The 21,656-nt window shown below is 59.4% G+C and carries 16 protein-coding genes; 9 read left to right on the top strand and 7 right to left on the bottom strand.

The features are described 5' to 3' along the window. Positions 1–80 precede the first annotated feature (80 nt). Both AC1EJ1_RS06720 and AC1EJ1_RS06715 read right to left on the bottom strand, forming a co-directional pair. Positions 81–1,808, bottom strand: coding sequence for an SLC13 family permease (locus AC1EJ1_RS06720; protein WP_285014472.1), 1,728 nt, complete (start codon positions 1,806–1,808; stop codon positions 81–83). Positions 1,809–2,075: 267 nt separating this feature from the next. Then, positions 2,076–3,476, bottom strand: coding sequence for an MBL fold metallo-hydrolase RNA specificity domain-containing protein (locus AC1EJ1_RS06715; protein WP_285014473.1), 1,401 nt, complete (start codon positions 3,474–3,476; stop codon positions 2,076–2,078). Positions 3,477–3,663: 187 nt separating this feature from the next. On the opposite strand from AC1EJ1_RS06715, the gene tig reads away from it, so the two are divergent. From tig to AC1EJ1_RS06670, 9 genes are all read left to right on the top strand, one after another. Further along, positions 3,664–5,040: a trigger factor gene (gene tig / locus AC1EJ1_RS06710; protein ID WP_480295585.1), complete on the top strand. Its 1,377-nt coding sequence runs from the start codon at positions 3,664–3,666 to the stop codon at positions 5,038–5,040. Positions 5,041–5,224: 184 nt separating this feature from the next. Next, positions 5,225–5,857: an ATP-dependent Clp protease proteolytic subunit gene (locus AC1EJ1_RS06705; RefSeq protein ID WP_285014476.1), complete on the top strand. Its 633-nt coding sequence runs from the start codon at positions 5,225–5,227 to the stop codon at positions 5,855–5,857. 1 nt (position 5,858) lies between these two features. Next, on the top strand, positions 5,859–6,506 hold the full coding sequence (locus tag AC1EJ1_RS06700; protein WP_285014478.1) for an ATP-dependent Clp protease proteolytic subunit: 648 nt from the start codon (positions 5,859–5,861) through the stop codon (positions 6,504–6,506). 260 nt (positions 6,507–6,766) lie between these two features. After that, complete coding sequence (gene clpX, locus AC1EJ1_RS06695) at positions 6,767–8,020, top strand: ATP-dependent Clp protease ATP-binding subunit ClpX (RefSeq protein ID WP_058236359.1); 1,254 nt, start codon at positions 6,767–6,769, stop codon at positions 8,018–8,020. Positions 8,021–8,109: 89 nt separating this feature from the next. Next, entirely contained in the window at positions 8,110–8,454 is a 345-nt protein-coding gene (locus tag AC1EJ1_RS06690; protein WP_058236360.1) for a chorismate mutase, read from the top strand. 113 nt (positions 8,455–8,567) lie between these two features. Beyond that, positions 8,568–8,978: a PLD nuclease N-terminal domain-containing protein gene (locus AC1EJ1_RS06685; protein WP_285014480.1), complete on the top strand. Its 411-nt coding sequence runs from the start codon at positions 8,568–8,570 to the stop codon at positions 8,976–8,978. 289 nt (positions 8,979–9,267) lie between these two features. Continuing rightward, on the top strand, positions 9,268–10,269 hold the full coding sequence (locus tag AC1EJ1_RS06680) for a TAXI family TRAP transporter solute-binding subunit (RefSeq protein WP_285014481.1): 1,002 nt from the start codon (positions 9,268–9,270) through the stop codon (positions 10,267–10,269). Continuing rightward, on the top strand, positions 10,238–10,741 hold the full coding sequence (locus AC1EJ1_RS06675; protein WP_480295584.1) for a DUF1850 domain-containing protein: 504 nt from the start codon (positions 10,238–10,240) through the stop codon (positions 10,739–10,741). Before AC1EJ1_RS06680 ends, AC1EJ1_RS06675 begins: the two co-directional genes overlap by 32 nt. Before the next feature lie 4 nt (positions 10,742–10,745). Beyond that, complete coding sequence (locus tag AC1EJ1_RS06670) at positions 10,746–12,776, top strand: TRAP transporter permease (RefSeq protein WP_285014485.1); 2,031 nt, start codon at positions 10,746–10,748, stop codon at positions 12,774–12,776. A 492-nt stretch (positions 12,777–13,268) separates the two neighbouring features. Here AC1EJ1_RS06670 and AC1EJ1_RS06665 read toward each other — a convergent pair whose 3' ends face one another. The 5 genes from AC1EJ1_RS06665 to AC1EJ1_RS06645 all read right to left on the bottom strand — a co-directional run bounded on the left by AC1EJ1_RS06665 (position 13,269) and on the right by AC1EJ1_RS06645 (position 21,604). Then, the gene (locus AC1EJ1_RS06665; protein WP_285014487.1) at positions 13,269–15,293 is read right to left on the bottom strand and encodes an AMP-dependent synthetase/ligase; all 2,025 of its coding nucleotides are present in this window, start codon (positions 15,291–15,293) and stop codon (positions 13,269–13,271) included. Between the two features lie 2 nt (positions 15,294–15,295). After that, positions 15,296–18,040 carry a valine--tRNA ligase gene (gene valS / locus AC1EJ1_RS06660; protein WP_285014489.1) on the bottom strand — a complete coding sequence of 915 codons (2,745 nt, stop codon included), beginning with the start codon at positions 18,038–18,040 and terminating at the stop codon, positions 15,296–15,298. Positions 18,041–18,134: 94 nt separating this feature from the next. Continuing rightward, entirely contained in the window at positions 18,135–18,962 is an 828-nt protein-coding gene (gene proC / locus AC1EJ1_RS06655) for a pyrroline-5-carboxylate reductase (protein ID WP_285014490.1), read from the bottom strand. A gap of 93 nt (positions 18,963–19,055) precedes the next feature. Continuing rightward, entirely contained in the window at positions 19,056–21,065 is a 2,010-nt protein-coding gene (locus AC1EJ1_RS06650; RefSeq protein ID WP_285014491.1) for a helicase HerA-like domain-containing protein, read from the bottom strand. Positions 21,066–21,094: 29 nt separating this feature from the next. Continuing rightward, entirely contained in the window at positions 21,095–21,604 is a 510-nt protein-coding gene (locus AC1EJ1_RS06645; protein ID WP_285014493.1) for a DUF4853 domain-containing protein, read from the bottom strand. Positions 21,605–21,656 lie beyond the last annotated feature (52 nt).

Here is a 21,656-nt window from a genome sequence, read left to right as displayed (position 1 = left end):
GCCCGATGATTCAAGCTGGAGTTTCGACACGGCGCCGCGGTCGCCCTCGTTCATCGTGATTGCCGAGGGCGACCGGAGTGCTACACGGAAGGCGTTAAAGCTAGACCAAAGATCGGGACCGCCAGAGCCAGTACGGTGCCCATCACCAGGAAGATGCCGACGATGTTAAACCAGAAACCTGCCTTGATCATGTCGACGATGCGCACGTAACCCGACCCGTACGCGATGGCGTTTGGAGGCGTGGCGACCGGGAGCATGAACGCACACGTGGCAGCCAACGCAGCCGGGATCACGAAGAGCAGGATGTTCATATCGCCGTACCCAAGGCCGATGGCGACGCCGCCGATAATCGGCAGGAACGCGGCAGCAGTTGCGGTGTTGGAGGTGAGCTCCGTCAGAGCCAGGACGAGCGCCGTGATGGCGAACAAAATCACGATGATGGGCAGGGTGCGCAACTGCTCAACTGAGTGGCCTACCCAGTTTGACAGGCCCGTGTGAGAGAACTGGCCAGACAGAGCCAGACCGCCACCGAACAGCAGGATGATATCCCAGGGTAGGTCCTTCATTGACTCCCAGTTCATCAAACGCACCCCTCGCTTCGGGTCTGCCGGAATGATAAAGAGCAGCAAGGAGATCCCCATGCCGATAATGGTGTCGATCCCCTTGATCTGAATGCCGAAAAACTTCAGGAAAAAGGGTAGGAACACCCACAAGATGGCGGCGGCCACGAAGAGGATGCCGACGAGCAACTCGCCGCTGCCCATCGGGCCGAGCTTCTTCAGTTCACTGCGAATGAGCTTCTTACCTCCGGGGATTTCCGAGATTTCCGGTGGGAACAGAACATATGTCAGCAGGAACCATCCGATCGCCAGGAACGTCACCGCCAGTGGGACACCTACCAGCATCCACTGTCCGAAACCGATCGAAATATCGTGGTTTTCCTTCAGGTATGCCACCAGGAGCGAGTTGGGCGGAGTGCCGATGATGGTTCCCAGTGAGCCGATCGAAGCGGAATAGGCGATGCCGAGCATGAGGGAAATGGCGAACTTCGAGTGATATAGCTGCGTCTGCTTACTGATCGTTTCCGAGGCATCTTTGCCTTTTTGAACGATTGCTGCCACGACGCCACCTTTTGTGGCGTCGCGAGCTGTGCCGGACACTGATTCAGCGTCGGCGGGTAGATCCTCAGAATCTGCCTGGCGGGAACCTTCGAGCTGGGAGACGAGCTGCAGCACCGACATGCCGATGGGCAGCATCATGACGGCGGTCGCGGTGTTGGACACCCACATTGACAGGAAACCAGTCGCGATCATGAATCCTGCGACCAGTTGGCGAGGTTTCGTCCCGACCATGTTGACCACGGTCAGCGCGATACGTCGGTGCAGGTTCCAGCGCTGCATGGCGAGCGCCAGGATGAATCCGCCCATGAACAGGTAGATCGTGTCCGAGGCGTACGGTCCGGCTGTTCCGGAAAAAGAATCGACCTGTAGGGCAGGGAAGACGACCATTGGAATCAGAGCAGTGGCGGCGAGCGGGATGGCTTCGGTCATCCACCAGATGCCCATGAGGATCGCGACCGCGGCCACGATGGGCAGGCCGTCAAGATTCATGGTGCTGAGCTTTTCGTCAGAAAGGCCCTGTGCTGCGATGTCGGCAGCATTGTCGGGCATGATGAAGTACACCAGTACGGCCAGAAGTGGACCTCCCAGCAGGCCCGCCACGCGCACAAGGTGGACGGTACGTGATGGCGCTACGTAGTCATCAGCTGCTGCATGCGATGACGATGTGTGAAGGGTAGGAATACTCATGGTGACCTTTCGTGACACAGAGGACGCGTCGCCTCGACGGAGAATCCCAGGACAGATGCGCGACGCGGCGTACCATCGTCGGTCCGCCGCCTGTATGCACAGTGGCGCATATAGGACTTTAGTCGCAGACATTATTGTATGGCGCGCCATGACGTGTGTCAGTCAATTGCGACGAGAAAAGTTACGAAAAGGACACAAAAGTAGGAAAAAGCGTGTTCTGTTCCGGTCGGTTCTGGCCGACTGAGAAGAGGGGGAGTGGACGCTATGTCACTTCTTCAACTCGATGGTCTTCTCCGGGACGGCCACCCGGGCGCGTACGCCCAGCTCCTGATCGAGCGATTCGACTAACGCCTGTGCAGCCTTATCTTCGCCATGCACGCACCACACTGAACGAGGCTGAGGCACCAGATCGCGTACCCAGTCCACCAGCTCCGAGCAATCTGCGTGTACGGAGAATTCCTCGTCGCGAATCACCTCGGCCTGCACGCTCACCCACGCGCCATGCATTTTCAGTTCGCGTGCGCCGTCCAGGAGCGCGCGCCCACGTGTGCCTACCGCCTGATAGCCGGTCAACACGACGGTATGAATCGCCTGGGGGAGCATGTGCTCGATATGGTGCAGGACGCGGCCGCCGGTGAGCATGCCGGAGGCCGACACAATGATGGAAGGCTCCTTAGGATCGTTGAGTTTTTGCGACTGTTCCTGGTCTCGCACCTCAATGAGATTCAGGTTGCTCAGCTTCAGGCCTCCCACTTCATCATTGAGTTCGCCGCGCGCACTGACAGCCTGGTAGAGGCGCAGGGACGCCAGCGCCATGGGGGAGTCCACGTAGATTGGCACCGAGGGGATCTGGCCGGCAGCGACCATGTCGGATAGTACTTTCAGCACTACTTCAGTGCGGTCGACGGCGAACGCTGGAACCAGAACGGAGCCGCCGCGATCGATGGTTCGGCAGATGGCGTCACGGAACACTTCGTGCTTTTCGTGTCCTGGATCAGTTTCAAAGTGTTCACGATCTCCATATGTTGATTCGAGCAGAACCGTCGGGGCGCCCTCGGGAATTTCTCGCGAGCGCAAAACGGGGTGCGTGGGCCGGCCCAGGTCACCGGAAAATAGCGCGTCACCTCCAGGTGTGTGGACGCGGATCGAAGCTGAGCCGAGGATGTGGCCGGCGCGCGTCCAGTGCGCACTGACCTGCCCGCCCACGTCAATGTCAGCGTCGAAATCGACAGCTCGCATCAGTGGCAGCGTGTCCTCAACGTCGTTGACCGTATACAGCGGTAACGGCCGGCGGTGCTTGGAATACCCGTAGGTGCGTGCATGTTCGGCGTCGCGTTCCTGCAGGTAGGCAGAATCTCGCAGAACGATATGTGCCAGGTCGATGGTGGACGGTGTGGCCCAGATGGTGCCGCTGAAGCCCTGCTTGACCAGGCGTGGCAAATATCCCACGTGATCCAGATGTGCGTGAGTGAGGAGAATATCCGAAATGGAATCGGCCGGGACTGGAAAATCAGACCAGTTCTTGCGGCGGAGTTTTTTCTCGCCCTGATACAGGCCTGAATCGATGAGAATCCGTCGCTCGCCTCGTGGGGAGTCAACGGTTAGAAGATGCTTGGAACCGGTCACGGTTCCAGCTGCGCCCACGAAAGTTAAGGTCGTTGGAGCCATACCTTTACTGTGACGCAGATTACGTTGCGATGGGGCGTTCAGTGGTGCGTGTCGCACATTCGGTAGATTCATCCCACATATGACGGATCCCTTGCAGACAACGCCTGGGACTTGTCGTAGAATCGAGGGGTTGTCATGTGCCCGAAATACGGGCTGAAATCGAAACAAGACGTTGGAGTGCACACACGTGAAGAGCACTGTTGAGACCCTCGAGCCCACCAAGGTGCGCTTGACCGTTGAGGCCGACCATGAAGAAATCAAGCCTCAGATGGACAAGGCATACAAGGAAATTTCGAAGCAGGCGAATATCCCCGGTTTCCGTAAGGGACACGTTCCGCCGCGCATTATCGATCAGCGATTTGGTCGTGCCGCCATCATCGAGCAGGCAGTCAACGAGGTTCTGCCTCGCCTGTACTCGCAGGCGGTCGTGGAAAACGAACTGCGCCCCATGGCTCAACCCAGCATCGAAGTCACCGAAATTCCGGCGACCAGCGGCCCGATCAGCGGCAAGCTCGTCTTCACCGGCGAGGTCGACATCGTTCCCGCCTTCGAAGTGCCCGAAATTACCGATGACATGACCGTTGAGGTTGACCCGGCGGATGTCACCGACGAAGACGTGCAGACCGAGCTGGACCGCCTGCGCGCACGTTTCGCCACGCTGAAGTCCGTCAAGCGCCAGGCTAAGACCGGCGACTTCGTCACCATCGACCTGACTGCAACGGTCGACGGTGAAGAGGTGGATTCGGTGTCCGAGGTTTCCTACGAAATCGGTTCCGGCACGATGCTGGATGGCCAGGACAAGGCTCTGCGCGGCACGCACTCGGGTGACGACGTGACCTTCACGTCCAAGCTCAAGGGTGGAGATCATGCCGGTGAAGAGGCGGAAGTTGTCCTGCACGTTCACTCCGTGAAGATGCGCGAAATGCCGAAGGTTGATGACGAATTCGCCCAGATGGCATCCGAATTCGACACTGCTGACGAACTCATGGAGGACATGAAGAAGCAGGCTGAGCAGACCAAGCGTTCTCAGCAGGCGCTGGACGCACGCGACCGTCTGGTCGATGCACTGCTGGACAAGGTGGAAATCCTCCTGCCTGAATCCGTCATCGACGAGGCTGTCAAGCAGCAGCTGGGTGACAAGCCCACCGCCAAGAAGAAGAAGGAAGCCCGCGAAGAGCTCGAACTCGAGTTCCGTCGCGACATCCTCTCCGACGAACTGGCCAAGAAACTGGAAGTCCAGGTTTCCCAACGCGAACTGATCGACTACCTGATGCAGATGTCGCAGACCTACGGCATCGACATCAACCAGCTGATCTCTTCGCCCGAGGAAGTCCAGACCGTGGTTGCACGACTGACCCGCACCAAGGCCATCATCGAGGCCCTGCGTCTGGTCACCGTGAAGGACACAAACGGCCAGGCCATCGACCTGACTGAGTTCTTTGGTGATGAAGAAGGCAACGATGATGCAGCCGAAGGCGCTGACGAAGCGGCTGAGGATGCAGCTGAGGCCGACGACGCAGCCGAGACTGAAGACGCAGAGGCAGCAGAAGCTGACGAGAAGTGATCGAGTAGCGGATCACCACTGACACGCGGGGCAGGAACCAGGAAGCGTTCCTGCCCCGCCTGCATGAGGTGAACATGTATGAGCGTGCGCCGTCAGCGAAAAGTGCCAATCCAGGCCGACGGCACAGTGCGAAACCGGTAGGTTGGACATCAGTGATGAAAAATGCCCGATGGAAGGACGTCAAGTGAGTGAACAGCGCGTGAGAGGCGCCGACGGTGCGCAGCCTCAAGGCTCGTTCGGAGATGCTGTCTACCAGCGTCTGCTCAAGGAACGCATTATCTGGCTGGGAAGTGCAGTGGAAGACGAAAATGCGAACGCAATCTGCGCGCAGATGCTGCTTCTGGCTGCTGAAGATCCCGACCGCGACATCTACCTGTACATCAACAGCCCCGGCGGCTCGGTCACCGGCGGCATGGCAATCTACGACACCATGCAGTACGTCAAGCCGGATGTTGTCACCGTGGCCATGGGTCTTGCAGCGTCCATGGGGCAGTTCCTGCTCACCGCAGGCGCACCCGGCAAGCGTTTCATCACCCCGCACACGCGTGTCCTCATGCACCAGCCCTCAGGCGGGGCCGGTGGTTCGGCCACCGACATTCGCATCAACGCCGAACTGATTCTCAAGATGAAGCGCGAACTGGCGGAAATCACCGCTGAGCGCACCGGTAAGTCCGTCGAGCAGATCCTTGCGGATTCCGACCGCGACCACTGGTTCAGCGCTCAGGAAGCAATCGAATACGGATTTGCCGACAAGATCGTCTCCACACCGCAGGAGATCGGCCACCGTGCCAACGACGCGCAGAACGGAGAGAACTGATATGTCCAGCACTGCTCCTTACTTTGACGCAATGGCCCGTCAGATGCCGCAGGCCCGCTACGTGCTGCCCACCTTCGAGGAGCGCACCGCCTACGGGTACAAGCGCCAGGATCCGTACGCCAAACTGTTCGAGGACCGCATCGTGTTCCTCGGAGTTCAGGTTGACGATTCGTCGGCTGACGATGTGATGGCTCAGCTGCTCGTGCTGGAGTCTCAGGATCCCGATTCAATGATCACGATGTACATCAACAGCCCCGGCGGCTCGTTCACTGCGATGACCGCCATCTACGACACCATGCAGTACGTCAAGCCTCAGATCCAGACCGTGTGCCTGGGGCAGGCCGCCTCGGCTGCCGCCGTGTTGCTGGCCGCGGGCGCGCCTGAACGCCGACTCGCACTGCCGAACGCTCGTATCCTGATTCACCAGCCTGCGATGGAAGGCATGCACGGTCAGGCCTCGGACATCGAGATCGTGGCCGACGAGATCGACCGCATGCGCAAGTGGCTCGAAGACACCCTGGCGAAGCATTCAGGCGTCAGCTCGGAGCAGGTACGCCGCGATATCGAACGCGACAAGATCCTCACTGCTGAGCAGGCCCGCGAGTACGGTCTGATCGACCAGGTGCTCGAGCCGCGCAAAGCCCAGTAACTGATCGCCGGCGCGTAGTATCGCTGGCTCAGATACGCGCGGTGCTGCTCGCATGTATCAGCAGGTGGTGCCAGTCACTTTGTCCAGCGCGCCGAGCTGTACGTGGACAAGTCGCCCTCGTCAATTATGTGACACCCGACTGGGAAACCTCACATGATTGGCGAGGGCGTTCTCACGCGCGCCGGTTCGCCCACTGCGGATGGCTCCATTAGGCTAGAAACACGCGCATGGAGGTGTGCGGATCGAATGGGAGGCGCGTCATGGCACGGTTGACGGATGGGGCAGAACTGCTCAAGTGTTCGTTCTGCGGCAAGACACAAAAACAAGTGCGCAAGCTGATCGGCGGCTCCGGTGTGTACATCTGCAACGAATGCATCGAACTGTGCAACGAAATCATCGAAGAAGAGCTGCAGACTGACAGCGCGCCCACGCAGACCCCGCTACCCAAACCGCGCGAAATCTTCGACTTCCTTGACTCGTGGGTCATCGGTCAGGACCGCGCCAAGCGTGCACTATCCGTAGCAGTCTACAACCACTACAAGCGCGTGCGCTCCAGGGAAGCCGGAAACGATGAGGATATGCAGGGCACCAAATCCAATATTCTCATGCTGGGTCCAACTGGAACCGGGAAAACCCACCTGGCCCGATCGCTTGCCCGCATGCTGCACGTTCCGTTCGTGATCGTGGATGCCACTGCGCTGACGGAGGCAGGGTATGTTGGCGAGGACGTTGAAAACATCCTGCTCAAACTTATCCAGGAAGCCGACGGCGACATCAAGAAGGCCGAACGCGGCATTATCTACATTGACGAGATCGACAAGATTGGCCGCAAGGGCGAAAATGCGTCGATCACGCGAGACGTATCGGGCGAGGGTGTCCAACAGGCACTGCTCAAGATTATTGAAGGGACCGTCGCATCCGTCCCGCCTCAAGGCGGTCGCAAGCATCCGCACCAGCAGTTCCTCGAAATCGACACATCCGGCATTCTGTTCATCGCGGCCGGCGCATTTGCCGGTATCGAGGAGATCGTGCGGGCGCGCCTTGGACAGCGCTCCACAGGTTTTGCCTCATCACTGAAATCCTCTTCCGAAATGGGTGACATTTACGAATCAGTCACGCCCGAAGATCTGCACAAGTTCGGCATGATTCCGGAATTTATCGGCAGGCTCCCGATCCTCACCTCAACGAAACTGCTCACCGAGCAGGACCTGGTTCGCGTCCTCACCGAGCCGCAGGCATGCCTCGTCGCCCAGTACCAGCACCTGTTTGAGCTGGATGACATGACGCTGGAATTTACCGAGGACGCGCTGATGGAGATCGCCTCTGAAGCCAACAGGCGAGGTACGGGCGCGCGCGGCCTGTCCACCATTATGGAAAAGACGCTGTCCGACCTGATGTTTGAACTCCCCAGTCGCGACGATGTCGGCACCGTCGTCATTACCCGCGATGTCGTCACCGGCGAGGGGGACGCGGAACTGTATGCCCCTGGTGAGGCGAAGACTCAAAGCGCGTAGCCGCCTTTGCCGGAGCGGGTATGCCCGGCAGGAAGACATGCACGCGTCGAAGACGACGCAGCACGTAAGACAACGAGGGGAGTGCTGATATGAACCAAACATCTGACCCGAGTGCCGCCAGTGCCGGCACGCAGCCCGCTATTCCTGTAGAACTCAGCCAGGCACGCGAAACGATCGACAATATTGATGCTGCGCTCATCCACATCCTGGCGGAGCGGTTTCGCTGCACGAAGCGCGTAGGGTTCATCAAGGCGGAGCACGATATGCCGCCTGAAGATCGGGCGCGTGAGGCGCGGCAAGTGGCGCGATTGCGGCGTTTGGCGGAAGAAAGCGGGCTGGATCCGGACTTTGCGGAGAAGTTCCTGGCCTTTATGGTGCGGGAGGTTATCCGACATCATGAACACATCAAGCGCAATTTTGGAAACGAGGAGTGAACGGGGCGTAACACGTAAATGACATCGTTCACAAAGTGGGGCCAGTGACCGTATCATAGAGATAGTTCGTCAGAACTGTAATCACGTCATACACTTTCGAGGATATGAGGGCAATGGCAATGAGCCAAAACACCAATACTCCCCCTAATTATGAGCAGGATAACCCTAATTATGGGCAGGAGAATCAGTACAATTCGTCCGGCTCCAATGCGTACGGATCCCAGTCTCAGCAGTACCAGGCTGGACAGCCATCGCCATACGGCCAGCCAGGGCAGTACCAGCAGGCAAGCCAGTATCAGCAGGGAGCAAATCCTGTGGACACCGGCAGCATCGGATGGGCGGTCCTGGGATTCTTCATCCCGATTGTCGGTCTGATTTTATGGTTAGTCTGGAAGGACCAGCGTCCGAACGATTCGCGCATGTCGCGTAACGGCTTCCTAGCATCGCTGATCGTGGGCGTTGTTCTCATGATCATATGGATCATCATTGTTGCGATAGTAGCAGCGAGCGGCTCCATGTCCTAATCCGCGGCACCAGAAACGCGCAAGGCGGCAGATATCCTCAGCGATATCTGCCGCATTTTTGCGTATTTCGAATTCTGCGATTCGAGATACGGCGATGAAATTCTAAAATTTCTCTTGACGTGAAGATAATAACAGGGGTATTGTCCAAAAGAAATATGTGAGCTGGAGGACAGGGAAGTAACTGGCTACATGAGGATTCACCCAGCCAGCATGTCAGCATGCCGCAGGCGAATCCAACCGTCACACAGCCACCTCATCGGACAAATCAGCAAGCCCGGAAGGGGACGTCATGAGAAAACGATTTGGCGCCACAATTGCCGCCGCGGCGTTGGTACTGACTGCCTGCATAGCACCAGGTCCTTCGCACGAACGCGGATCTGTCGAATTCATCACTATCGCCGCCGGCGGCACGTCTGGACCGTACTACCAGATCGGCGCCTCTATGGCTCAGATTTTCCGCAACGAACTAGGATCGGACGCATCCGTACAGGCAACGGGCGCATCCGTGGAAAACATCTCGCTCATCACCTCAGGGCGCGCCGAACTGGCCTTCGTCATGGGCGATGCAACACGACAAGCTGTCGAGGGAACCGGCCCATTCGAAGGACGCCGCCAGCTCAGTGAGCTCACCGCACTAACAGCGTTGTACCCCAACTACGTCCAGATCGTGACAACCGCCAGGACTGGGATCCGATCGGTGGAGGACCTGCGCGGCAAACGCGTCGGCGTGGGAGACAAGAACTCCGGTGTGGAACTGAACGCGCAGATGATTCTGGATGCATACGGCATGACCTATGACGACATCCAGGAAGACTTCCTGTCATACTCGGGCGCCATCGACCAGATCAAGAACGGCCAGACCGACGCAGCGTTCGTCACCTCCGGCCTGCCAAACTCCTCAATCATGGACCTTGCGACAACCGAAGACGTCGTCATCGTCCCCATCGAGGGTGAAGGATTCGCCAGGCTCAAGGAGAAGTATCCCTTCTTCGACCAGAGCGCGATCCCAGGTGGAACATACTCGCAGGCAGAGGACGTCCTCACCGCGTCGATTATGAACCAGCTGCTCGTCTCTCCGGACCTGGACGAGGAACAGGTCTACAAAATGACGAAAGCCCTGTTTGAAAACCTCGACACCCTGCACGCGTCTCACAAAGCTGCAACGGGAATCACGCTGGACAGCTTCGATGAAGGCGCAGCAGTCCCCATCCACCCTGGAGCGCTGCGCTATTACACAGAACAGGGGGTGGTAAGCAAAGATGCATCCAAAGACACTGCACAGTCTGAATAAGAGCCCGCGGATCGTGGCAGCCGTCGTCGGCATCGCCCTCGTCGCAACGGGTGCAATGTGCGGTGCGTATGCAGCCGCGCTCCATGCCGCACCCTCGATAATCATTGAAGACCAGGAAACCGGTCAGGAATATTTTCGATTCGCCGCCACTGACGACGAACCGATCACGATGAAATGGATCCATTCCATCGAAAAGGAACCGTGGATCGAGTACTACACCGTCCACGGCGACCACCTGCAGCTTGACGCCATCGACATCAAATCATACGGAGCGGGGGTGCCGGCCGACCCTGGAGGAGTGACCACCGTCAAAGACGGTGTCATCCACACCGAAGGAATCAACCGGACGATTCCGGAGCTGACGTGGGCGCATAGCCACGATACTCACACCACGCTCACCGTCGGAACTCATGTCATCGCCCCGACGGATCTGCCACATCATGCCCTCGTGCGACTACGAATTCAGGAGTAGAACCATGTCTCACTCACACACCACACAGGCTCACCCCTCACAGACGCACCCGACCCGGTCGAAACGTGACGACGAACGTGTCAGTGTCGACACGCACGACATTGATGTACACGCCGAAGACGTGCTTGAAGAATTTGACCGGGAATCGCGCGTTCGCCAGGTCGAGTGGAAACCGATGGCCATTCTCATCACAGCCGTCGCAGTCGCCCTGTCCCTGTATCACATGTGGACCGCCTACTTCGGTGCGCCGCCGGTGCTGATCCACCGATCGATCCACGTCGGCGTCATCTTGTTCCTGACATTCCTGCTGTATCCGCCGATCCGAAAGGGCGTGCGCTCGCGAGTCCCGTTTTATGACATCATCCTGGCCCTGGCTGCGCTGTCGACGGCCGTTTACGTGATAACCAACTACGACGGGATTGTGCGTCGGTTCGGTGAACCCTCGACTGCAGACCTTGTCTTTGCGACGATTCTGGTTGTTTTGGTCATTGAAGCGGCGCGCCGGCTGACCGGCTGGGCCATGCCGCTGCTGGCGATCGCGTTCGTGATATACGCGCTGTACGGGCGATTGTTCCCCGGAATCTTCCGTCACCGCGGGTATTACCCTTCCGACACGTTCAACTTCCTGTATTTGACGACCGAAGGAATCTACGGCACGGCAATTTCTGTGTCCGCCACCTACATCTTCCTGTTCATCCTGTTCGGAGCGGTCCTGCAGAAGTCAGGCATGGGTGAGTTCTTCAATGACATCGCGCTGGCTATTGCCGGTCAATCCCGTGGTGGCCCCGCGAAGGTGTCGGTCATTGCCTCTGGCTTCCTTGGGTCGATCAACGGTGCCGCCGTGGCGAACGTGGTAACAACCGGTGCTTTCACGATTCCGCTGATGAAACGCGTGGGCTATAAGTCGACGTTTGCGGGCGCGGTGGAAGCCTCGTCATCTGTTGGCGGCCAGATCCTGCCGCCGATTATGGGCGCTGCAGCATTCATCATGGCTGAGACCTTGGGCATGCCATACAGTGAAATCGCGATTGCCGCGTTGATCCCCGCCTTGCTGTACTACCTGGGCATCATCGCGCAGGTACATTTGAGGGCAACGAAGGAAGGCCTGAAGGGTATTTCTCGTGACTCGTTGCCTCTGGTGCGAGACGTTATGAAAGAACGCGGTCACCTGGTGATCCCGCTGCTCTTCCTGATCTACATGCTGTTCTTCTCAGGACGCACCATCTTGTTCTCTGCGCTGCTGACGATTCTGGTGACCATAGTGGTCGCAGAGCTTCGCCCGGCTACGCGCATGTCAGTCAAAGACATCATCGAAGCGCTGGCAAACGGTGCCAAAACAGCAATCTCCGTGGCTGTGGCCTGCGCGGCCGTTGGCATCATCGTCGGTGTTGTGACGATGACGGGGTTCGGTGTCAAACTGGCGAATGCAATCGTAGCATTCGGCGCAGGATCAATCTTGCTGTCACTGGTGCTGACGATGGTGGCCTCGATCATTCTGGGCATGGGCCTGCCGTCGATTCCGACCTACATCATCACCGCAACGATGGCTGCACCTGCGCTTGGTCAGCTGGGCGTGCCTCCGCTGGTTGCACACATGTTCGTGTTCTACTTCGGCTTGTTCGCCAACATCACGCCGCCTGTCGCCCTGGCTTCCTTCGCCGCTGCCGGCCTGTCGGGGGCTGACCCGATGCGCACGGGCTTCCAGTCGATGAAACTCGCCCTGGCCGGATACGTCATTCCGTTCATCTTTGTGTTCAACCCGGTTCTGTTGCTCCAGGACGTGAACTGGCTGGAGGGTATGAAGGTAACTGCCACGGCTGTTGCAGGCGTGCTCCTGCTGGCGATCGCCGTCGAAGGCTTCTTTATGGAAAAGGTACCGTTGCTCATGAGAGCAGTGTTCCTGGGCGCAGGCCTATCCATGATGTCGCCTGAACCGATCACCGACCTGATCGGCATCGCGGCAGGTGCGTGTGCACTGGCGTTCATGATGATGAAGGCCAAGAAGAACGATAACCTCTCACTCAAAGCCATTTAGCGGCGGTTCGGCCGATCGCGCCGTGGCAGTCGATCATGATGCAGACGGCCGGCCCCTCATCGGGCGTGCTGTGGTGATGGGGCGGCTGGCCAACCCATCAGCTGCATGAATTGGGGACGGCTGAGCATCGTGATCTGGCTGTGGCCGTGATATTCCGCGGCTGCGTGCAGCCGAAAGCGGCTGGGATGATCTGCTGATCAACGGGTCAAGGTAATTGAAGGGCTGAATCGTCAACCAGTCAAGGTATGAGGCGTAGGATTCAACATCTCACGATATGAGAACGTTGATGTAGTGCGGAAAAGTCGATGTTCAACGGTCGGCTGTGCGAAGTGAGCGGCCCTCTTACCTTGACGGGTTGACGCGCGGCGGTGCGTTGACCTTGACCGGTTGACTAGGACCTTGACCCGTTGACGTGCGACTGCGCGAACATCGCAAACGGTTGGCTTCTTGCCCGCGCCCTGCACGAGAGCGCGGGCAAGAAGCACACGAACGCTACTTATCCTGGTCCTCTTCAAGCGGTCCGCCGTAGATGTCGTTGATGACAGCCTCGAAGCGCTTGGTCACAACCGCACGCTTGACCTTGAGCGAGGGCGTCAGCATGCCGTTAGCTTCCGTGAAGTCAGAGGTCAGCACGCGGATCGCTCGAATCGACTCGGCACGCGACACATGTGCGTTCGCACGTTCAACTGCTCGCTCCAACGACGCCTGTACCTCCACATTGGTCGAGGCTTCAGCAACGGACATCGCTGGCAGGCCGTGATTCTTCAACCACACCGGCAACATCTCCTCATCCAACGTGATGAGAGCAGCGACGAACGGACGCTTGTCACCTACGACCACAACCTGACTGATCAGCGGATGAGAACGAAGTGGATCTTCCAGCGTGGCAGGTGAAACATTCTTGCCGCCTGCCGTCACGATCAGCTCCTTGGCTCGACCTGTGATGCGCACATACCCATCACGATCCAGCGACCCCAGATCACCGGTGCGGAACCAACCGTCCTCAGTCAACGCCTGAGCTGTCTCGTCGGGCATATTGTGGTAGCCCTGGAAAACCGAACACCCCTTGATGAGGACTTCTCCCTGATCAGAGATCTTGATCGACAGCGGCGGAAGCGGCGGTCCGACCGTGCCAATCTTGGTCAGACGCGGTGTATTGACCGACACCGGCCCAACCGTCTCAGTCAGGCCGTAGCCTTCCAACACAGGCAGTCCGATACCGCGATAGAAGTGAGCGAGATGAGTGGACAGGGGAGCGCCGCCGGACACGATGTAGCTGGCATTGCCGCCCACAAGCTTCAGGAGCTTTTGATACACCAGCTTGTCAGCCACCATGCGCTGGGAACGCAACGAACGCGAGGGGCCTTCGGGAGTATCCAACGCGCGCGAGTATTCCACCGCCACATGTGCAGCCCAACGGAATACTTTGCGCTGAGGGCCCGAGCCCGCCTGAGCGTCCGCCGAGTTATAGATCTTCTCCAGCACTCGCGGCACAACCAGCAGGTAGGACGGGCGGAAAGAGGCCAGATCCGGCAGCAGGTTCTTCGTGTCAGGGCTGTGCCCCAGCACACCTCCACCTGAAATCTGGAAGACCTGCAGGAAACGCGCAAACACGTGTGCCAACGGCAAGAACAATAAGAGGCGTGAATCGTCACCCGCCGCGATCTCCGGCATCCAACGGTGCGAGTTCACCGCCAGCTCAGTGAAGTTGCCGTGCGTGAGCACCGTGCCTTTGGGCCGTCCCGTCGTGCCCGACGTGTACACGATCGTGGCAATCGAATCGGTGGTGAGCTGCGCCATGCGACCAGTCAGCACTGTGCGCCGAACCTGAGCGCCACCATCCTGGATGGTTTGGATCGCCTCGGAATCCAGCGACAGCACGGTGACATCCTGAGATTGCGAGCTGGCCGCGGCACGCACCAGTTCCGCCATCGTGATGGTCTCAGTGATCGCCACGCGCGCCTGCGTGTCTCTGAGGATAAAGGCGATCTGCTCGATCGACGACGTCTCGTAAATCGGAACGGGCACCAGTCCTGCACACCAGCAGGCAAAATCCAACAGCGTCCACTCGTAGCGCGTATGCGACATGACGGCGACCCGATCACCGAGTTCGAGCCCCATTGCAATCAGGCCGGCAGATGTGCGCTGCACATCCTCGTAGAAGTGCGCGGCACTCATCGGACGCCACGTGTCCCCCATCGAGAGCTTGCGCTCAATAATCGGCTTGCGCGGTGAGCGTTGCACCCTGCGCTGCAGCAGGTAGGGAATCGTGGTGTGCTCGTCGATCCGGACCAGGACAGGCGCCCGCCACTCGAGTGCATCGGTTGAGACAGGTTCGCTCTCGTCCTCGCTCTCGCCCGCGTCAATCGAGTCTCCTGACGGCAGGCGGAGCTGAGACGACGTGAAAGCAGACGTTGCCTCTTCCACACCAATTGACGAGGGAGACTCCTGTCCTGCCGGCTCGACGACTACCTGTTCATCGGCATTCGAATCGGGCTCGCTGGAGCTGTGCGCCATGACTACTTCTTTCTTTTGGCCGGAGGCTCACCCAGGGTCACGTCAGCAACCTTGACACTGTGGGTCTCATGCGAATCATCGCCGCTGTCGGGTGTTGACGCGGATTCTTCAAGAGTCAGCGTACCCGTCACCTTCGTAGCAGAGCGCAGATCGGATTCCACCATTTCGAGGGCAGGAATCATGTCGGCAGGAGCCTGCACCGTCACAGCCAGGAACGGCGTACGCGGAGAAACCTTGGCTTCCGACTTGACGCGGCGCATGACGATCAGCGCTGCCGACGCAGCATCCAGAACAGTCGGGTCACCCTCGGGGCCGGACAGCTCATCGAGGGTAGGCCAGGACGCGCGATGAATGGAACCTTCCTGATACCACGACCACACCTCTTCCGTGACGTAGGGCAGGAAGGGTGCGAGCAGACGCACAGCAGCGTTGATGACCAGGGCCAACGTCGCGCGTGCCGACTGAGCTTCCTCGTCCGACCAGGCGCCGTCGTGGTTGTAGGCACGCTCCTTGACCAATTCCACGTAGTCATCGCAGAACGTCCAGAAGAATGATTCAGTGACCTCGAGGGCACGCGCATGGTCGTAGGCTGCAAATGCGCTGCTGGCAGTGTCGATGACGGAACGCAGGTGTGCCAGAACAGACTGGTCAAGTGGCTGCGTCACATGCGAGGCATCAAGATCCACCTCACCGGAATCGTCGCCCATCGTCAGCGCGAATTTCGAGGCGTTGAGAACCTTGATAGCCAGGCGGCGACCGATCTTCATCTGCGACTCGTCGAAAGCTGAGTCCACACCCAGACGGGCGGAAGCCGCCCAGTAGCGAACCGCATCCGACCCGTACTTTTCGAGCAGGCCCATCGGCGTGACGACGTTGCCCTTCGACTTCGACATCTTCTTGTGGTCTTTATCGACGATCCAGCCGGATAAAGCCGTGTGCTGCCAGGGCAGTTCGCCAAATTCGAGTGCGGCACGCACCACCGTGGAGAAGAGCCACGTGCGGATGATGTCCTGCCCCTGCGGGCGAAGGTCCATCGGGTAAACGCGGGTGAACAGGTCCTCGTCTTCCAGCCAGCCGGCTGCAATCTGTGGGGACAGGGACGAGGTCGCCCACGTGTCCATAATGTCCAGCTCGGCTGCGAAGCCACCGGGCTGGTCACGCTGATCCTCCGTGTATCCGTGGGGCGTGTCGCTGGACGGATCGATCGGCAGGTCAGCTTCATCAGGAATGATCAGCTGGTCGTACAGCGTTGTGCCATCCTCGTCGATCCTGTACCACAGCGGGAACGGCACGCCGAAGAAGCGCTGACGGGAGATGAGCCAGTCATTGTTGAGGCCACCCACCCAGTTCTCATAGCGCACCCGCATGAATTCGGGGTGGAAGTCCAATGCGTGCCCGCGCTCAATGAGCTCCTCATTGAAGTCCTTACCCGTTGATTCATGCGTCCATGGGCGCCCACCGTTGCGGATGTACCACTGGCGGGACGTGACGATTTCCAGAGGCTTTTCGCCGCGCTCAAAGAAGTTTGTCTGACGCTGCGTCTCAGTGGGTTCACCACTCATTTCACCGGACTCACGCAGGCGGTCAACCACTTCCTGACGCGCTGAGAACGTGGTCTTTCCGGCCATCGCCTCATACGCCTGGCGGCCGGCGGGATCCGTGATCCATTCGGGCACGTCGGTTGCGATGCGGCCATCTTTGCGCAAAATAGCTCGCAACGGCAGATCAAGGTCGCGCCACCAGTCAATGTCAGTGGTGTCACCGAACGTACAACACATCGCGATGCCCGCGCCCTTATCCATCTCCGCTTCCGGGTGGGCAAGGACAGGCACTTCCACACCGAAGACGGGCGAGGTAACCGTGGTGCCGAACAACGGCTTGAAACGCTCATCGTCAGGGTGAGCGATCAGGGCAACACAGGCTGCCAGCAGTTCGGGTCGCGTGGTCTCAATGTAGACATCGCGACCGTTTTCAACCGGTGCACCCTGCTCAGCGGCTTGGCGTGCGGCCCCCTCGTCAGTGATGTGGAATGCGAGGCGGTGGTAGAACCCTGGGTATTCGCGTGATTCGAGCTCAGCCTGGGCCACGGCAGTCTGGAACGTGATGTCCCACAGGCCGGGCGCCTCCTGCTGGTAGGCCTCGCCGCGCGCCAGGTTACGCAGGAACGCTGCCTGGGCAACCTTGCGGGCATGTGCGCCGATGGTTTGGTAATGCTGCTTCCAGTCGACCGACAGGCCGAGGCGACGCCACAGCGCTTCGAACTGCTTCTCGTCATCGATGGACAGGCGCTCGCACAGCTCCACGAAGTTCTGGCGACTGATCGGCTGCTGGTCGCGAGCCTTAATGGATTTTCCGCCACCGGTGTGCGGGGGCTGGAAGTCGGGGTCGTAGGGCAGTGACGTGTCGACGCGCACGCCGAAATAATTCTGAACGCGGCGTTCAGTTGGCAGGCCGTTGTCATCCCACCCCATTGGGTAGAACACTTCCTTGCCCATCATGCGCTGGTAGCGGGCAACCACGTCAGTGTGCGTGTAGGAAAAGACATGCCCCACGTGCAGGGATCCGGAAACGGTGGGCGGAGGAGTGTCGATCGAATAGACCTGTTCACGCGTGGCCGTGCGATCAAATGAGTACGTTCCGGCGTCTTCCCAACGGCCGCCCCACTTGTCCTCTAATCCATCTGCTGTCACTTTGTCGGGCACCTGACCCAGGTGCGGTCGCGATGACAGGGGTTGCTGTGTGGTCATATGAGTCTGACTCCATCCGATACGCGTATAACTCTGCCCTTAGCCTACGAGGTTAAGGCGCTTGCCACCAAAGACGTCCAGCATCCAGTGGTGTCTACCTCAACTCACCGTCGCGCTGGACTGCCGCATCGACAGCGGCGACCAGTGCATTCGACAGGCCTGCTTCTTCACTTGCGAGCAGTCCTGCAATGGTGGTGCCACCGGGCGAGCAGACCTGATCGATCAGCTGAGCAGGCACGATGCCGTCTTCGGCTCGGTCAAGGACCAAACTGGCAGACCCGGCAACCGCCTGGGCTGCAATGGTGGTCGCCTGACTCTTCGACAGGCCGTATTTCACACCGGCGCGCGCGAGCGCCTCAATGATCTGAAACACCCAAGCCGGTGAGCATCCTGCCAGTGCGCTGAATACTGCGAACTTGTCTTCGTCAATGACGAGGGTGGTGCCCACCGCGTTCATCAGTGCGCGAACGGCGTCAAGGTAGGTGCCATTTGTGGTGAAGGAGGCGGCGGTAGTCGAGGCAGCCTTGTTGGCACACAGTGCACTCATGGACTGGCCGATCTGCGCATTCACATTCGGCATGACGCGCACAATCGGAACATCACCCAGCGCTGCACTGAGCGTATCAATCGGCGTGCCGGCAGCCAGGGACGCCACGCATACCCCGCCGCGCTCGGCGATTGTTGGAGCCAGCGCGGTGCACACGTCACGAATCGCGTAGGGTTTGACGGCCAGGACGACGATGTCGCATTCGGCGGCGATACGCTCATTGGTCGCAGACTGTCCGCCCAGCTCATCGGCCAGTGCGGCTGCCCTGCCGGAGCCGGCATCTGAAAACATCAGGGAGTCGATGGCCTCACTGTGAGCCGCTCCGCGAGCAATTGCTCCTGCCATTGATCCTGATCCAACGAAACCTATACGCATGATCTTCTCCTTCGTCGCGTGCGCGCGTCGCCCTCGTCAATTATTGCCAGCGGACGAGGGCGACTCAAAGCGGGCGGCATGACCGGCGTGACGTTACTTGCGGCGCGTGCCGAAAATACTGCGGGTGATTTCGCGCCCAATCTGAGTGCCGGCGGACTTGATCACGTTGGCCAGTGCCGATTCCATGGATCGTTGGCGGCGCTCGCGGGCTTTCTGAGCGCGTTGCTGCTCACGTTGGGCTTCCTTCTCCCAGCGGGCTCGCTCCTTTTCCGCCTCTCGTTCGGCCTTCTTGCGAGCCTTCTCCTGTTCCTTTTCCAGCTCGGCCTGCTTTTCTTCTGCGGCCCGCTGGTCGATCGCTTTCTGGGTGCGCTCAGCCAGCTCTTCGGTGGCAGAGCGCGGGTCAACAGGCGTGGCGTAGCGGGCGACCAGATCTGAGGCCGACAACAACGTAGAGATCGTCGCGTCGGACGCCTCTCCCATGACCGATGCGGGAGCCCAGATGCTGAACGGTGCGGGCGGTGTGGGGCGGCCTTTCGGGTCGAGTACCGTCACCACCGCTTCACCTGTGCCGAGCGTGGTCAGGATCTCCGCCAAGTCCAGGTCAGTGGTGGGGAAAGTCTTGACGGCATCCTTGAGGCGGCGCTGATCGTCCGGTGTGATGGCACGCAGCGCATGCTGGATGCGCGAACCGAGCTGTGCGAGCACGTCAGAGGGGATGTCCGTGGGGGACTGGGTGACGAAGACGATGCTGACGCCCTTGGAACGGATCAGGCGCACGGTGTGGACCACCTGACGCACGAACTCCTTGGTCGCATCGGTGAACAGCAGGTGTGCTTCGTCAAAGACGAATGTCAGGCGTGGCTTGTCCAGGTCACCGACCTCGTCGAGGCTGGAGAACAAGTCAGCGAGCAGCCACATGATCAGCGCGGAGATCAGGGCCGGCTGGCGGGACATGTCGCCTACTTCCAGCAGGGAGATAATCCCGCGCCCGTCACTGTCGGCCTTCATCAGGTCAGCCGTGTCGAATGCGGGTTCCCCGAAGAACTGGTCACCCCCTTGGGAAGCAAGGGCGGTCAGCGTGCGCAAGATGACACCGGCGGTCGCTTTGGACACGCCGCCGATCCCGCTGAGCTCCTCTTTGCCTTCAGGGGAAGTGAGGAATGTGATGACTGATTGCAGGTCACCGAGGTCAACAAGTTCCAGACCGTTCGTATCGGCCCACGAGAAAATCAGTTGAAGTGCCTGCTCCTGCGTGGTGTTGAGCTGGAGCGCGCGGGCCAGAAGCAGCGGCCCGAAATCGCTGACGCGTGTGCGCACCATCGCGCCGGGAACAGGGGCGTTGGAGCCTGCCGGTGTGAGCAACTGTGTGGGGAAGGAAGCCGGTTGCCAGTCCTGCCCGTTGGCGGTCGTGCGCGCAGCAAGCTTGTCGTTGGCGGTACCCTTTTCGGCAAGGCCGGTCAGATCGCCTTTGACATCGACGAGGGCGACCGGGGTTCCCGCTGTTGACAGTCCTTCTGCCAGGAGCTGGAGGGTGCGAGTCTTGCCAGAGCCGGTGGCGCCGGCTACGAGTAGGTGACGGTTGAGGATGGACAGCGGTATTGTGGCGGTCGCCTGGGGTAGGTGAGTGTCGCCGTCTAGCAGCGTACCGACCGTGATGGTTGGAGCCGATGTGGTGTCCGCGAATGCGTAGGCGGCGCTGATAGTGTCAGCCAAAGGTGAAGAGGCAGGAGGCGTCGTGTCTTCTTGAGGCTTATCGGGCGCGTTGTCTGTCGTGCCTTCTGGTGCCTGCTGGGGCGCGTCTGCTGCTGAGTCCTTGTCTGTTGCTGAGGCCTTGTCGGCGGATTCTTGCTCCTGCTCAGATTCGTCAGCGTGCGGTTGCACGTCGTGGGGCTTGTCAGAAGGCGGGTTGTCGTCCTGTGCGTTCTCGGCGGGGTTTTGGGCTGGGTCTGCGGGCGCCTGCACTGATCCGCCCTGCGCTTCCAGTGCGGCGAGGCGGGCTGCGGCGGCCTCAGCTTCTGCTCGGGCGGCGCGTGCTTCAGCTTCGGCCGCCTGAGCGCGAGCCTGTGCGAGTTGAGCTTCCAAGTCGGCGTTGTTTTCACTCATATCTCGAGTCTAAAAGCTCACCGCAAGGATCAGGGTGAGTTGGCGCCCGCAATTGACTGAGCACCGTCGATCCATTGTCCGGCTTGTGTTGTTGAGCCGTCAGAGGGGCGATTTCCGGAGACGTAGTAGATCGTCAGATCGCCTTTGGGAAGAATCGTCAGTTCGACGAATCCACCGTTTTCTTCATCGTGCCAGTTAAATGTGGTGTCCGATTTGGCATCTTGAGGCGTGATATCGGTGAAGTGGCTCAGACCTGCTGGGGGGAGGACACGGTCGCCGATTTCACGCGCGCTGTCAGCAGGAATTGCGTTGCCGGCCAGGACTGCAGTGCTGACCTCAAAGCCAACGATGGCTCCGGTTTCTTTCTCTGTCGTTCGTCCGTCCAAAGAAGGCCCCTTGAGCTCAGAGAAAGACCCAGCTCCGGATTCGGAGAGTTCGTCGAGAAGCTGCTTAAAGGCGGGGAGAACTTCCGTTTGAACGCTTTCAATTGTCTGGCGCTTCTCAAAGGGGGCGCTGCCATCCCAGAACTCGTTAGTCACTGTTTGCTCCTTTGTGGTACACGACGCTGCTGTCAACGCTGCAATTGTCAGT

It is taken from the genome of Pauljensenia sp. C0170B4, from assembly GCF_056590235.1.
Note: the sequence above shows the minus strand (reverse complement) of the source record. Positions and strands in the feature narration are given on the sequence as shown.